Origin of the sequence: Paenibacillus sp. FSL H7-0737, from assembly GCF_000758545.1 — a bacterium.
Taxonomy (GTDB): domain Bacteria; phylum Bacillota; class Bacilli; order Paenibacillales; family Paenibacillaceae; genus Paenibacillus_AQ.
This window is the reverse complement of the sequence record NZ_CP009279.1, coordinates 416,060-430,423: the sequence shown is the minus strand read 5'-3', so window position 1 is coordinate 430,423 and position 14,364 is coordinate 416,060. Positions and strand designations below refer to the sequence as shown.

The window sequence follows — 14,364 nt, the reverse complement described above, 5'->3', positions numbered from 1 at the left end:
CCCCAAAGGTTACGGATGAGATTAAAAAAGTCAGACGTTATTTATTTTTTTCGATTACATCCTTTGCAATCTCTAAAGCTGAAGAGGCTCGCGGCCAGCCTACATAATAAGCAAGGTGGGTAATGGCCTCCACGATTTCTTCAAGTTGTAATCCGTTTTCTAAAGCCAAGCGCAAATGATAGGGGAGTTGTTCCGTCATGCCCCCCATCACCAAAGCAGAAATCGTAATCATGCTACGATCCCGAAGTGATAATTGCTCCCGTCTCCATAAGTCCCCAAATAACACATTTTCCGAGTAGTCGACGAATGCTGGAGCGAACTCCCCTAACGATTTCCGTACATTTGTGACGATTTTCCGATGTGCCATATTACACCTCCCTAACCGGAGGTTGTAGCATTTGAGCAACACCGTTACCAAACGACCAATCTTCGAATTCCGTATCGACGAGCACAATGAATATATCTTCTTTTCTGATGCTTAGCATCATCGATAATTCCTCGGCTAACATCGCGTAAAAGCTTGTTTTCTGCTCCGTCGATCTTCCGGATTTTAGCGTAACTTGGATATATATCAGTCCGTCGCTTCGTTCAATATTTAAATAATCTTTACTATAAAAAAACTCCCCCGCTTTATGCGCATGAAAAACCTGAAACAGATCATCCTCCGGTACATGGAAATGCTGAATTAATGCACTCATAATCGCTCTGCATATTCCTTCTAGCTGATGAATGTCGTATTGTTGCTCCAAATAACTGACTCTAATGAATGGCATTTTTTAATTCACTCCTTCTTTGGAATTCTTTTATTGTACTCTCAGTATTTTGATTTATATAATTGAATAAGATAATAATCTTAATCAATTATACCGATAGAGGTGACAATCGATGGATCTAAAAGAACTGATGGCTTTTAAGACCATCCTTCAAGAAGGCACTTTCTCACGTGCTGCCGAAAAGTTGAATTATGCGCAGTCTACCATTACCAACCAAATTCAACGACTTGAAAAAGAACTGGGCATACAACTCTTTCACAGAGGCTGGGAAGTAGAACTGACAAGTGCTGGGCAAGTTTTTGCAGCGGAAATCGATAACCTTATTCAACATTGGAACTATGTATCAGAACTCACCAAGGCTTTACAGCATGACGAAATTGGCACACTCCATATCGGAGGCATTGAATCCATGATGGAATCCGTTCTACCGAACGCCTTGGGAAAGTTTCATGAGCAAAAACCCAAAATGGAATGTAACTTCATTCAGGGTAACTCTGATTCGCTCTCACAACTTGTTCTACAAAGTGAACTGGATTTCGCCATCTGCGGTGAGCCGTCCGACCTGTCTTTCTTTTGTTTCCAACCGCTCTATCACGAGAAAATCGCTTTTATAGTAGATCACAATCATCCTTTAAGCGGACGAGACAATATTTCATTTCGAGAAATTCTTGAATATCAAATTATAGCTGGAGGACACACTTGCTTATATTATCTTCGGTTAGCTAAGCAATTTTCGAGATTCGAATCAAAGCCCACTCTATCCACCATAAGTCAAATTTCTGCTATTCCTCATTTTATAAGAAAGAACCCTGGGGTGGGGGTAGTGCTTGATTCGACAGCTTTAATGACAGATATCGTAAAAATCGATGTTGAACTAAGCGAGCCGTTCATTCAAGTTGGTATATTGCAGCGGCGCAACCGAGAATATCTAGCAACATCATCAAAAAAACTATTCATACAAATCATAAAAGAGGAAATTGAGAGGATTAGTAACGCTAATCCTACGCTCCATATTTGAACCTCAAGCTAGTTCCATATATGATAGCTATATCATTGTTCTCAGGGAGGATTCACCCAAGTGGCTGTATTAATTAACGAACAAATTAGAGCATCCGAAGTAGTACTTACTGGACTTAGAGGTGAGAAGCTGGGGATTGTGTCCAGAGAAGAGGCGCTGGCCATGGCTCGTTCAGCAGGTGCTGATCTGGTATGCACCTCACTAATGAGCAGCCCACCGCCCTGCAGCCTAACTGCAAAGGGCAAAGCAAAAGCGGCCGCGCAGAAAGAAGCAGCCTCAGCACGCAAGGCTAGTGGTGGCTCAGCAGCAAAGGGCGGCAGCAAGGAGAAGGTCAAAGAGCTCCGCTTCACGGCTCATATTGAAGAGCATGACTACGATACGAAGCTCCGGCAGGCTGAGAAGCATCTCCGCTCCGGCAAGCCGGTGCAATTAGTCGTGAAGGCATCCGGCGCCAAAGAAGCGGCTGCCTCCAAGGCCGTATTAGAGCGACTAGTGACTGACTTGAAGGAAGTTGGAACGAAGGACACTGGCATCCAGACAGGCGGCAAAGGTTCACAGGTGAAATTAAATCCACGTTGAAGAGTGGCCTATTCGCTCCGATCATATAGAGCTAGTAAAAAGGCCATCCTCTGTGGGATGGCCTTTCACTTCATAGGCAATGTTCTTACTCACTCTTAAGCATTCACTTTAAACATGATTGCCCATTAATCCCCTCGGGCGATAGTTCATGCCGCCAGCATAAAGGTGGGAAACATCTCCTAGTCCAATACATCTAGGAACCGCAAAGTTCTCGCTGCGCTCTTCAAACAAGATCGTCGTTACCGAGCTTGGCGCTAACCAAAATACGGACCAAGCCAAAGCTAAAGGAATCTGTAATAAATGAGCTAGCCATGCGAGGCCAAAGCCACCATGGCATACTACTCCAATCTTCTTGGTAGAAGGCTCAAGGATCCGATACAGGCCATCTTCTCTTTTATAATGGTGTCGAAGTAAGAATTGATCTGACGCCGCTTGTAATTCGCTGAACCGCAATCTGTATTCCTCTTGCTTCAACCAATGATCTGTTTCATCAGACCATACTCTCTTTCCACTCGATAGTTCGCTAATATGTTCTCCGGGGCTATCCCAAATAGACGACAATTGTCCATCTAACATAATCTCTGTCCAATCCAGTTCACAAGTCCAAGGTTCTGTCTGAATTACAAGTCCCGTCTCTTTGGCCACATAACTGGCTGTTGTCTGCGCTCTACCCAGTGGTGAAGCATATAGTTCATCCAGACCGATAGATGCCATGCGTTTTCCTAGTGCTGCTGCTTCCTGATGCCCGAATTCTGTTAGACCATCTATGGAATAGTCCGGATCACCATGACGAATCAGAAATATTTGCATAATAATGCCCTGCTCCCCTCAAATCCAGCCTTTTTCCTCTGCCAGTCGTACCGCCTCAATTCGACTTTTCACTTCCAGCTTATTGAGTATTTCTGAAATATAATTGCGAACAGTTCCATAAGAAAGATGTAGCGAAAAAGCGATCTCCGCCGCCGTTTGCCCTTCACCAGCCAGCTTTAAAATCTCTCGTTCCCGTGCTGTTAGTGGATTCTCTTCCCGCAGGCTACCAAAAACTAACTCGGGGGATACCTCCCGATGTCCAGCCATGACACGGCGAATAGATTCAGCCAGCTTATCTACAGGCTCGTCCTTCAACAAATATCCTTGTATACCAGCCTTCACTCCACGCTCGAAATAGCCCGGACGGGCAAAGGTAGTCAAGATGATAATTCGAGTCGGACAACCTTTACTCCGCAATATTTCTGCAACCTCCAGCCCGCTCTTGAACGGCATTTCAATGTCCATGAGACATACATCCGGCTGAAGCCTGTCGATTAAAGCTAACGCCTCAGCTCCATCACAAGCCTCTCCGACGACTTCGATATCATCCTCAAGATCCAGCAGGGATGCCATCGCTCCCCGAAGCAGACGTTGATCCTCCGCTATAACGATGGTTATCATGCACTCTCACCTCCTGTTGCTTCCTTAACGATTAGAGGGATCATAACGATCAGCGTAGTTCCCTGACCTTCTTCTGAGCTTAACGACAGAGAGCCATCAATCAGGGATAGACGTTCCGCCATCCCCTTCATACCATTTCCATCACTAAGCCCACCATTACATCTCTCACCGTTCTGGAGACCAATTCCGTTATCTTTAACGGTAACTCGAACTTCTCCGGCGGTCTTTGCCACCCCGATGAAGCATTTATCCGCTCTACTATGCTTCACAATGTTAGTCACTGCTTCTTTGATACAGAGGCTGAGAATATTTTGCGTCAGATCGGATACTCCCTCTAGCGAGATGTCCCCTTCCACTTCCAAGGCAATCTCCGCCGTGCGCAGCATCTCCCCGGTTTCTGCCAGTTCTTCTGCTACTGAGATCGCACGCATTTCCGACACTAGCTCACGTACCTGTCGGAGCGCAGCCCGCGAAGTACGCTGAATTTCCCGCGCTTCCTCTTGGGCTCGCTCCGTATTTTTGGTCACCAGCTTCTCTACGAGTTGGCTTTTTAATGTAATTAAGGACAGCGTATGCCCGAGGGTATCATGCAAATCACGAGCGATTCTCATGCGTTCCTCACGCTTCACCAACTCTTTAATCACCTCATTAGCTTGATCTAGCTCTTTCTCCAGCTTCTGATGTTGATGCATGGATCTTACGCCGAATGGCATAATCAGCATAATAACGATAAACGGGACTAAGAACATAATACTAACCCATTCCAACTCACGGCCTACTAAGACCAGCACCGAAAGTACCATGACCACAAAAGAAGTAAATGCAATTTTAAACCCTTTATTCTCCGTATAATAAGCTATAAAATTCACGGTGAAAAAGCCCATATACAGATTAAAGGGCGTATAGAACAAGCTAAGCACCACGATGATCACCATTTGAGTCGTTAACCAAACATTAAACACGCCACCCCGAACCCAATACAGCTGGCGATAGCTGATGGCAAACACCGCTATCATAATCCCACCTAGAATGAGCTTCACTCCAGTCTCCCCGCGCAAATTCAGGATGGGCAAAATCAGATATACAGCCCATACATAAGGGAAAAACCCCTGACTTCTCGGAAATAACTGGAACTTTCCACGCTCAGTCATTACTTTACACCGCTTCCTGTTTTTTTCGAATATAAACCGATAGTAACATAAAAACTACCAAATATCCGAGCAAAATCAAGACATTACTCCAATGCGGGGCTGAACCACGTACAATCTCCCACGCCCCATTTCCATAGTTATAAGAAGGTAACCAATGACCAATCTTCTGCATTAAACGTGGTAAAATCTCAATTGGCATCCACATGCCCCCCGCTACAGCAAGCGCCATATAAATCACGTTACTGACTCCACTAGCCGTATCCACCCGTTTCATAGCACCCACAAGCGTACCAATCGCCAAAAATGGAAGGGAACCGATCAGAATCCATAGCCCACTAAGCACCCATTGACCCGCAGATAAGGAGACACCGTTGATTAAATATCCTGCGGCAAAAATACAAATGACCGAAAACAGATGCATCATCGTTTGCCCGAACATTTTTCCGAAGAAATAGACGGAACCCGGTAGCGGGGTAATCCGAATAAAGGTAGTCCAGCCTTGTGTTCGTTCTTGCACTAAACGGATGCCTAGCGTCATGATCGCAGAGCCCATTACACTAAAGGTTGCCATCGACATTAAGTAGTGAGCGCGCCAAGTCGGGTCATCATTACCTGTATTAACCACGCGGGTGAAGATGAAGTAGAACATAATGGGCATGAGCAATGACCAGAATACGTAATAAGGATTACGGATGATCCTCAGCATCTCGGCTTTACACTGTACAGTAATTAATCTCATCTTTAGATAGCCTCCTCTTGGTTCATGGTCAATTGTTCAAAAGCGTCATCCAAACGTCCCTGATCTATACGAACATCCTTCACGGGAAGTCCAGTAACAAAAATCGCTCGCAGCGCTTCATCCGTATCGTCTGTCGTCACATGAATTCGGCCCTCTTTTTCATAACAACCCTCAATAGCGGTTAGTTCCAGCAGGCTCCTGCGTAATTTTGATCGATCACCTATTGGCAAAAAGGACAGCGAACGCTTCACAATCCGCGATTTAATCTCATCTGGACTTCCGTCTGCAACTAAATGGCCTTTGCTAAACAATAGAATACGATCCGCAATATCTTCAGCTTCCTGTAAGTAATGTGTCGTGAACACAATCGTCTTGCCCTGCTCCGCAAGTCCACGAACCGTATCCCAGAACCGCCGCCGGGAAGTAATATCAAGTCCAACCGTAGGTTCATCGAAAAAGATCAACTCTGGATCACCAGCCAGGGCCAGCGCGAAGCCTAGACTACGCTTTTGACCGCCCGAGAGCTTCTCGGCGTATCTATTCAGATCCGCTGGCGCAAGCCCTGTAGCTTTAATTAGAAACTCCATATCCATCGGCTGTGGATAATAGCTACGGATCAGAGCAATGATCTCCCGAACCTTCAGCCGATCCATCACACTTACCTCTTGCAGCATCGCACCGGTCTTTTCACGTACCATTTTATCTTTTGGATGTTGTCCAAATATTTTCACTGTACCTTCAGTGGGTTCTAATAGCCCCAATAACATTCCCAATGCCGTTGTTTTGCCTGCTCCGTTTGGTCCAAGAATAGCTGTAATCGAACCTTTGGCAATGTTGAAGCTGATATTATCTACTGCTTTCTTATCCTTATATAATTTGCTAACTCCATTCATCTCAATAACACTGTCCATTTCGTAACCCCTCCGATTCCGAATGCGTTTGATCTATTTCAATCATATGGAAAAAGGAGACCTGACATTAGTATGGACTGTCATTTCTTTAAGATGACAACTGTCACCTTCATGCCTCAGGGTACGAAAAAGAGGTTGCCCTACCCGTAGTTTTAACTACGAATAGGGCAACCTCTTTAATCGAAAATACTTGATTACCTCTTAAAGAATCCTTTTCCGAGCAGGAATTCCTTCATATGCATTCGCGCTGGCTGTGCCAACCGTTCTGCCATAATCACAGACCAAGGTGTATCCTTGGCACCATGCGTCCGCTCACGCATATAGTCTGAAGAGACTTTATCGTAAGTCTTGACCTGCTCCACTGTCGTTTCGGCATTGTAGCGATTGCGATGTAGAACAGCCTCTAATGGCAGACGCGGACGCAGGCTTGTGGCTCCATCAGGATAGCCCACACACATTCCAAATATCGGATAAACCAATTCGGGCAGTCCAAGCAGCTCAGAAACCTCCGCAATCCGGTTACGGATTCCGCCGATATAAACAATCCCGAGCCCGAGTGATTCCGCAGCCACAGCAGCATTCTGAGCAGCAAGCGCAACATCAACGGTAGCTACAATAAGGTTCTCCGTAGAATCTTCATACGATGTCTCTCCCTGCAAATGAGGTTTTGTGACCTCACGCAGTCGATATAAATCCGCGCACCAGACCAAAAAGACTGGGCATTGTTCGATATAAGCCTGATTACCCGCTAATCCGGCAAGCTCTGCTTTTAGAGCCGGGTCAGTCACTGCAATAACACTATAGGCTTGTACACTGCTGGAAGTCGAAGCCATTTGACCTGCTTCAATAATAGCTGCAAGCTGCTCTTCACTTACTGGCTTATCCTGATACTTACGGACAGATGCATGGTTCATTAATAGAGATATTGTCTCGTTGTTTTCTTGCACAGCGGCCACTCCTTACATAGTTAGGTTTCTCTTAAAGCTTTACCCGCTGCAAACGAAGTGCATTCAAGACGACGGACACAGAACTGAATGCCATCGCAGCTCCAGCTAGCCATGGAGCCAGAAATCCGAGTGCAGCAATCGGTATACCTATTGTATTGTATGCAAGTGCCCAGAACAAATTCTGCTTAATATTACTCATCGTTTTACGGCTCATCATAATGGCATCGGGTATGCTCTTCAGATCTCCCCGCATCAGTGTAATATCTGCAGCCTCCATTGCTACATCCGTCCCTGTACCAATCGCCATGCCCGTATCTGCAGTAGCCAGTGCAGGAGCATCATTGATGCCATCCCCAACCATAGCTACCTTTGTCCCATTCCGCTGCAGCTTACGAACTTCCTCCGCTTTGCCTTCGGGTAGAACCTCTGCTAACACTTTTCGAATACCTGCTTGCTTCGCAATAGCTTCTGCGGTGATTTTATTGTCACCTGTAATCATAATGACCTCTATGCCCATCGCATGAAGCGCAGCTACAGCTGCTTTAGAGGTTGGCTTAATCGTATCCGCCACAGCGACAATCCCGGCAATATCATCGTCCACCGCTACAAGCATAGCTGTCTTTCCTGCCTCTTCCAGTCTCTTCATGACTGGGGTCCACTCTGTGATGTCCAATTGATGATCTTCCATCATACGCCGTGTACCCACCCTAACTTGTTGATCGGAGACAACAGCCATAATTCCCCGTCCAGGTACATTATCAAACTGTTCAGCGGTGGGTAAGATCAAACCTCTGTCAGCGGCTCCTGCTACGATTGCTTCCGCAAGCGGATGTTCTGATAATTTCTCGGCTGCCGCAGTTAAAGCTAATAGACGATTCTCTGCACTTTCTTTACCATAAGCGGCAATTCCAGTGGTAGTCACGATATCAGTCAGCACGGGCTTACCATTTGTAACCGTACCTGTCTTATCCAAAACAACGATCTTAATCCCTTGTGCGCCTTCTAAATGCTCACCACCCTTGAACAGAATACCAAGCTCCGCAGCGCGGCCCGATCCCGCCATAATGGAGGTCGGCGTTGCAAGACCTAACGCACATGGACAAGCGATTACGAGCACCGCAATAGCTTTTTCAAGGGCATCGGCAAATTGACCAGGTGCTGCCCAGAAGTACCAGACCAAGAAAGTGATCATCGCAATGCCTACAACAATCGGTACAAAAATACCTGAGATGACATCCGCGATCCGCTGGATCGGCGCTTTGGAGCCTTGGGCCTCCTCCACTACTCTAATGATTTGAGCGAGAGCAGTGTCTCTTCCTACTTTGTTGGCTTTAATTCTTAAAATCCCATTCTTATTTAATGTAGCACCGATAACGGTATCTCCAGGTTTTTTCTCTACAGGAATACTTTCTCCGGTCAACATAGACTCGTCCACAGAAGAGGAACCCTCTACTACCTCGCCATCCACCGGCACCTTTGTTCCAGGCTTCACCAATACAATATCACCGGGAATCACTTCATCTGTCGAAATATTCATTTCTTTGCCATCGCGGATCACGAGAGCCGTCTTTGCCTGAAGCCCCATTAAGCTCTTAATAGCGTCAGAGGAACGTCCTTTGGCTAGCGCCTCGAACCATTTACCGACGAGGATGAGCGTGATGAGTACAGCACTCGTCTCATAATACATTGGGGCGGTATGATTCATTCCCTTCATACTTAATGAATCAATCGTCAGATAAAGACTGTAGAAATACGCTGCTGATGTCCCCAGTACGACCAACACATCCATATTGGCACTTCCGTTACGAAGTGCTTTATACGCGCCTACGTAGAACTGCCAACCGATGATAAACTGTACGGGGGTCGCCAGAACAAGCTGAAACCAAGGATTCATAAATAACTCCGGTGTTGGAATCCAGCTTGTGAATGAGAAATGACCTGCCATCGCCCATAACAATGGGAAAGAAAGAATAGCAGAAATGATCCACTTCCACTTCTTATGCTGAATTTCCTGTACACGACGATCCACATGATCCTTGCGGTCTTCTTTAAGAGTAGCTTTATATCCGATATTGCTTACCTTCTCCATGATCTCTCTTGGACTAATATTACCGGGAGTATATTCTACATGTGCCGTTTCCAGCGCTAAATTCACATTCACTGCTGCGATCCCCGGCGTACGACTCAACACTTTTTCGATCCGCGCCGAGCATGCAGCGCAGGTCATGCCTGATATATCAAAATCCGCGGTCTCTTTGACGGTATCATAACCAAGAGCGCGGATTTTATCTTCAATTTGTGGTAACCCTGATACAGAAGGATCGAATCCGACAGTGGCTTGTTCCAAGGCTAAATTTACATTTGCGCGAGAAACACCCTCCATCCGGGACAAACCTTTCTCAATTCGAGCTGCACAAGCAGAACAGGTCATGCCTGTAATCTGTACGGTCGCTTGCTGTTCATTGGGTGAAGCTGTTATTTTTAACTTATCCATGATTCCAAAGCCTCCTCATACCCCTATAGAGTATGATAATTTCTATAAAAAGAAAAGGCATTGGAGCTTATGGCATTCCCATACAGCTCCAAGCCTTATTACTTTGCTTCAAATTAAACTACATCATACCCTTGCTCTTCAATAGCTTCTTTAATAGCTCCAAGGCTCACCTTGTTCTCATCATACTCAACGGAAACTTTTTTAGCAGCAAGATCAACTTTAGCAGTAGCTCCAAGATTACCTACAGCCTTCTCTACAGAGTTGACACAGTGACCACAAGACATTCCTTCAACGTTTAATGTAGCGTTCGACATTATAATTACCTCCAGTAAATGTTATGAAGCCATGCTCAAGGAGCATTAGCTTATTATTTCATTAATTTGTTAACCGTAATTAGCAGCTCATCGATAACCTCATGTTCACCGGCTTCGATTCGTTCAATAATACAACTCTTCATATGCCCTTCCAGCAGCATCTTACCAACACCGTTTAGTGCCGCTTGAACCGCTGCGAGCTGGTTGAGCACATCGTCACAATAAGTATCCCGCTCTATCATACCCTTTATCCCGCGGATCTGGCCTTCAATCCGGTTGAGGCGAGTATTCAAACCATTTTTGAAATCTGTCGAATGATGACTCATTCGTTCTCCAGATGCTGAAGAATGACAGTCAGCTTCACAGGATTTCTCAGTTTGTTCTTGCTTACTAGTAGACATAAGAATCAGCCTCCTTGCCAATAATATAATATACCCCCGTAGGGTATGTCAAGAGGCGTTCTTTATTTCCTATCCCCCAAATCCCATTTTTTCAAGCATAGACGCCTTCGGTGTCCTTAAGGACGGTAAGCGTTTAAGCGAGAAATATAAGACACATAGTATTGTGTGAAACTTATACTTCTTATATTTGAAAAAAACTATTGCTACCCTATTCAAATTTGAATATAATAAATTTTGCTTCTAACCTATGAACATTTATTGAACGGATTTATCACTATTAGAAAAAGGAGCCTGCGAAGCATGCATACTAAAGAAAGTAATCTTAAACTCGTAGTTATCGGCCTGCTGCTCGGTATTCTGATGTCCGCGATGGACAATACCATTGTAGCTTCAGCTATGGGAACCATTGTTTCCGACCTTGGCGGTCTGGACAAAATCGTATGGGTCACTTCGGCCTATATGGTCATGGTAATGGCTGGAACCCCTATCTTCGGCAAGCTCTCGGATATGTATGGACGTAAACGTTTCTTCATGTTCGGACTGATTGTATTCCTGATTGGCTCAGCACTGTGCGGTACTGCAACCAGTATTACACAACTAAGTATTTACCGGGCAATTCAAGGAATCGGCGGCGGTGCACTAATGCCTATCGCCTTCACCATCGTTTTCGACATTTTCCCTCCTGAAAAAAGAGGAAAGCTGACCGGCCTTTTCGGTGCGGTCTTCGGAATCTCCAGTGTACTCGGACCATTATTGGGTGCATATATTACCGACTATGTAGGCTGGCAATGGGTATTCTACATTAACCTGCCGCTCGGAATTATTGCACTTTTTCTGATTGCAACTTCTTACAAAGAATCGATCTCTCACGCTAAACAGCGCATCGACTGGGGCGGAGCCTTCACTCTCGTCGGCGCCATTATCTGCCTAATGTTTGCGCTAGAACTGGGAGGCAATCAATACGCTTGGGATTCCAGTGTCATTCTCGGCTTATTCGCCGGCTTCGCTGTACTCTTGCTGGCATTCATCCTCATTGAGAGAGTGGCGGCTGAACCTGTTATCTCGTTCGCGATGTTCAGTAAACGGTTGTTTGCAACAAGTAGTGTGACAGCCTTGTTCTATGGCTCTGCCTTTATCGTAGCCACCATCTACATTCCTATCTTTGTACAGGGCGTATTTGGCGGCTCCGCTACGAACTCTGGACTGATCCTCATGCCGATGATGATCGGTACGGTCGTGGGCAGTCAGACCGGTGGGCTACTTACAACCAAAACCAGTTTCCGCAACATTATGATCCTATCCGCAGTCTGTTTTGTAGCAGGCGTTTACAGTCTAAGCACTTTATCACCAGATACCTCCCGTCTCATGCTTAATGTATTCATGGCCTTAACTGGATTCGGCGTGGGCTTCTCCTTCTCCGTGCTAAGCATGGCAGCTATCCATAATTTCGATATGCGCCAACGCGGTTCGGCAACTTCAACAAGTACCTTTATGCGCTCGCTTGGGATGACGCTGGGGATTACGATCTTCGGTATTATTCAGCGTAACAACTTCACTAGCAGCATTAGCGAAGCTTTTGGCGGAAGTGAGCAGTCAGCAGCCTTCGGCGATCCACGGGCAGCCCTGACACCTGAAGCAAGAGCCAAGATTCCACCTGAAATTTTAGAGAAAATATCTAGTGCACTGTCCTCTTCAATCGCACATACCTTTATGTGGGCCATGATTCCTGCCGTCCTTGGTTTAGTCTTTGTGCTGCTTATGCCAAAAGACCGCCTCACCATTCCGAGTAAAACTGCTCAGGCGTCCGAGGGTAAAAGGTAACGATTATGTCGATGAAATTGGCTATTCTCGGACTATTGCTTGAACGAAATATGCACCCCTATGAAATTACACTAGTCATGAAAGAGCGCTCCATGGACCGGATTACAAAGCTCCAGCTTGGGTCTCTCTACTATGCTGTCGATAAACTTGCACAAGATGGTTATATCGAAGCTTTAGAAGTGATAAGCAGCAGTGATCGCCCAGACAAAACCATTTACGGTATTACTGAGCAAGGTAAAAATTTATTCGAGCAGTTAATTCTACAGCAAATTAAAAAGAACGAGCCCTTCTATCATCCGATGTATATGGCTCTAGCCATGTCCCGTCATGTTGATCAAAACAAGGTGGAGAAGCTGCTCGAAGAACGTATTCGTGAAACCGAACATCAGGTGAATCTGGCTTATCAGGTATATGAAGAACATATTCCTATTGTTCCTCGTTCCGCCCTTCATCTCATGTACGGCACCTATGAACACACCCTTATTGAACTAAAATGGCTACAACGTCTCTATGATGATGTTGTAGCACGCAAGTTGAATGACATTGGAACACCACTTAATACAGAGTAGAGTCCTTAGGACCTCTACTCTTTTTTTCGCTTTTGCAGAGACAATAAATACCATACTAGAATCTAAGCGTGTACAATATGTACGTGTACGCAATCATATTTTCCTAGGAGGAATCACATTGTTGAGAACACTGCCTTTAAACAAGCGCGGTATACCAGCCAGCCGTATTGCTCTAGGTTGTATGGGATTTGGTGGGGGCTGGGATCATGAACCGATTACCGCCGAGAATGTTAAGCAAGGACATGCAGCCGTCGACGCAGCACTATCTATTGGTATCAATATGTTTGATCACGCAGATATTTATACCCGTGGTAAAGCAGAGAAGGTATTCGGTCAAATCTTTAAAGAACGCCCAGGACTCCGCGAAGAAATCATTATTCAATCGAAGTGCGGTATTAAGCTAATGGAGCCTGGAGACAGCTCTAATGTCTTTGACTTCTCAAGCCAGCATATTCTAAGCAGTGTAGAAGGAATATTGTCGCGACTAGGAACGGAGTATATTGATATTCTGCTGCTCCATCGGCCTGACCCCCTAATGGATCCAGAGGAAGTAGCTTCTGCTTTGCATCAATTAAAGGCAACAGGTAAAGTTCGTCATTTCGGCGTCTCCAATATGAGCGCAGCGCAGATCAAAATGCTGCAAGCCTATTGCGATGAACCTTTTATCGTAAACCAGCTACACATGAGCCTAGCCAAGCTCAGCTGGGTCGATGCTGGAATCAGTGTAAACCGTGAACCTTGGAAGGATATTACCTTTCCCGAAGGAACCCTTGAACATTGTCGAATGGAGAACATTCAGCTTCAAGCTTGGGGCCCACTCGCACAAGGCTTATTTAGCGGACGTTCATTAGAGGATCAACCAGAGAATATCGTCCAGACAGCTGCCATGGTTAAACAACTTGCAGATGAAAAAGGAACAACACCCGAAGCCATAGTGCTATCCTGGCTAATGACACATCCGGCAGCTATTCAGCCTGTGATTGGGACTGTGAATCCGCAGCGCATCGCTGCCTGCGCCGATGCGGACAAGCTGGAGCTTACTCGTAAAGAATGGTATGACCTATATGTTAGTTCACGTGGTACTCGTCTTCCCTAACTAAGCCCACAATTAAACTCGCAAGAATTCTTAATAGCCTAATCGTGCCTCTCGCATGATTAGGCTATTTTTAATACTTCCCCCTCCTACGCATCGTTCTCTATTGCGAATAAAAATAGA

The 14,364-nt window shown here is 45.6% G+C and carries 16 protein-coding genes; 5 read left to right on the top strand and 11 right to left on the bottom strand.

Translation table 11 applies throughout. The annotated features are described in order from the left end of the window. Positions 1-37 precede the first annotated feature (37 nt). Both H70737_RS01935 and H70737_RS01930 read right to left on the bottom strand, forming a co-directional pair. The gene (locus H70737_RS01935) at positions 38-367 is read right to left on the bottom strand and encodes a carboxymuconolactone decarboxylase family protein (RefSeq protein ID WP_042184321.1); all 330 of its coding nucleotides are present in this window, start codon (positions 365-367) and stop codon (positions 38-40) included. 1 nt (position 368) lies between these two features. Further along, complete coding sequence (locus H70737_RS01930; RefSeq protein ID WP_042184319.1) at positions 369-773, bottom strand: tautomerase family protein; 405 nt, start codon at positions 771-773, stop codon at positions 369-371. Between the two features lie 112 nt (positions 774-885). Here H70737_RS01930 and H70737_RS01925 point away from each other — a divergent pair, with 112 nt between their 5' ends. Both H70737_RS01925 and infC read left to right on the top strand, forming a co-directional pair. After that, positions 886-1,791 (top strand): LysR family transcriptional regulator, encoded by a 906-nt coding sequence (locus H70737_RS01925; protein WP_042184317.1) that lies wholly within the window; start codon positions 886-888, stop codon positions 1,789-1,791. Between the two features lie 60 nt (positions 1,792-1,851). After that, the gene (gene infC / locus H70737_RS01920; protein WP_042184315.1) at positions 1,852-2,370 is read left to right on the top strand and encodes a translation initiation factor IF-3; all 519 of its coding nucleotides are present in this window, start codon (positions 1,852-1,854) and stop codon (positions 2,368-2,370) included. A 108-nt stretch (positions 2,371-2,478) separates the two neighbouring features. Here the strand turns inward: infC and H70737_RS01915 are convergent, their stop codons facing one another. From H70737_RS01915 to H70737_RS01875, 9 genes are all read right to left on the bottom strand, one after another. Next, entirely contained in the window at positions 2,479-3,180 is a 702-nt protein-coding gene (locus H70737_RS01915) for a histidine phosphatase family protein (protein ID WP_042184312.1), read from the bottom strand. 18 nt (positions 3,181-3,198) lie between these two features. Further along, positions 3,199-3,801: a response regulator transcription factor gene (locus H70737_RS01910; protein WP_042184310.1), complete on the bottom strand. Its 603-nt coding sequence runs from the start codon at positions 3,799-3,801 to the stop codon at positions 3,199-3,201. Further along, on the bottom strand, positions 3,798-4,952 hold the full coding sequence (locus H70737_RS01905) for a sensor histidine kinase (protein WP_042184308.1): 1,155 nt from the start codon (positions 4,950-4,952) through the stop codon (positions 3,798-3,800). The genes H70737_RS01910 and H70737_RS01905 overlap by 4 nt, the downstream gene beginning before the upstream one ends. A 4-nt stretch (positions 4,953-4,956) precedes the next feature. After that, on the bottom strand, positions 4,957-5,691 hold the full coding sequence (locus H70737_RS01900) for an ABC transporter permease (RefSeq protein ID WP_042184306.1): 735 nt from the start codon (positions 5,689-5,691) through the stop codon (positions 4,957-4,959). Positions 5,692-5,693: 2 nt separating this feature from the next. Further along, positions 5,694-6,602, bottom strand: a complete 909-nt coding sequence (locus tag H70737_RS01895; RefSeq protein WP_042184304.1) for an ABC transporter ATP-binding protein — start codon at positions 6,600-6,602, stop codon at positions 5,694-5,696. A gap of 194 nt (positions 6,603-6,796) precedes the next feature. Continuing rightward, positions 6,797-7,549 carry an oxygen-insensitive NADPH nitroreductase gene (nfsA, locus tag H70737_RS01890; RefSeq protein ID WP_081951009.1) on the bottom strand — a complete coding sequence of 251 codons (753 nt, stop codon included), beginning with the start codon at positions 7,547-7,549 and terminating at the stop codon, positions 6,797-6,799. A 31-nt stretch (positions 7,550-7,580) separates the two neighbouring features. Next, positions 7,581-10,043, bottom strand: coding sequence for a heavy metal translocating P-type ATPase (locus tag H70737_RS01885; protein WP_042184302.1), 2,463 nt, complete (start codon positions 10,041-10,043; stop codon positions 7,581-7,583). A gap of 113 nt (positions 10,044-10,156) precedes the next feature. After that, on the bottom strand, positions 10,157-10,357 hold the full coding sequence (gene copZ, locus H70737_RS01880) for a copper chaperone CopZ (RefSeq protein WP_042184300.1): 201 nt from the start codon (positions 10,355-10,357) through the stop codon (positions 10,157-10,159). Between the two features lie 53 nt (positions 10,358-10,410). Further along, entirely contained in the window at positions 10,411-10,683 is a 273-nt protein-coding gene (locus H70737_RS01875; protein WP_231573462.1) for a metal-sensitive transcriptional regulator, read from the bottom strand. 375 nt (positions 10,684-11,058) lie between these two features. Here H70737_RS01875 and H70737_RS01870 point away from each other — a divergent pair, with 375 nt between their 5' ends. The 3 genes from H70737_RS01870 (at position 11,059) to H70737_RS01860 (ending at position 14,244) form a co-directional block, all read left to right on the top strand. Next, the gene (locus tag H70737_RS01870) at positions 11,059-12,579 is read left to right on the top strand and encodes an MDR family MFS transporter (RefSeq protein WP_042184296.1); all 1,521 of its coding nucleotides are present in this window, start codon (positions 11,059-11,061) and stop codon (positions 12,577-12,579) included. Positions 12,580-12,584: 5 nt separating this feature from the next. Further along, on the top strand, positions 12,585-13,148 hold the full coding sequence (locus H70737_RS01865) for a PadR family transcriptional regulator (protein ID WP_042184294.1): 564 nt from the start codon (positions 12,585-12,587) through the stop codon (positions 13,146-13,148). A 118-nt stretch (positions 13,149-13,266) separates the two neighbouring features. After that, the gene (locus H70737_RS01860) at positions 13,267-14,244 is read left to right on the top strand and encodes an aldo/keto reductase (protein ID WP_042184293.1); all 978 of its coding nucleotides are present in this window, start codon (positions 13,267-13,269) and stop codon (positions 14,242-14,244) included. Positions 14,245-14,364 lie beyond the last annotated feature (120 nt).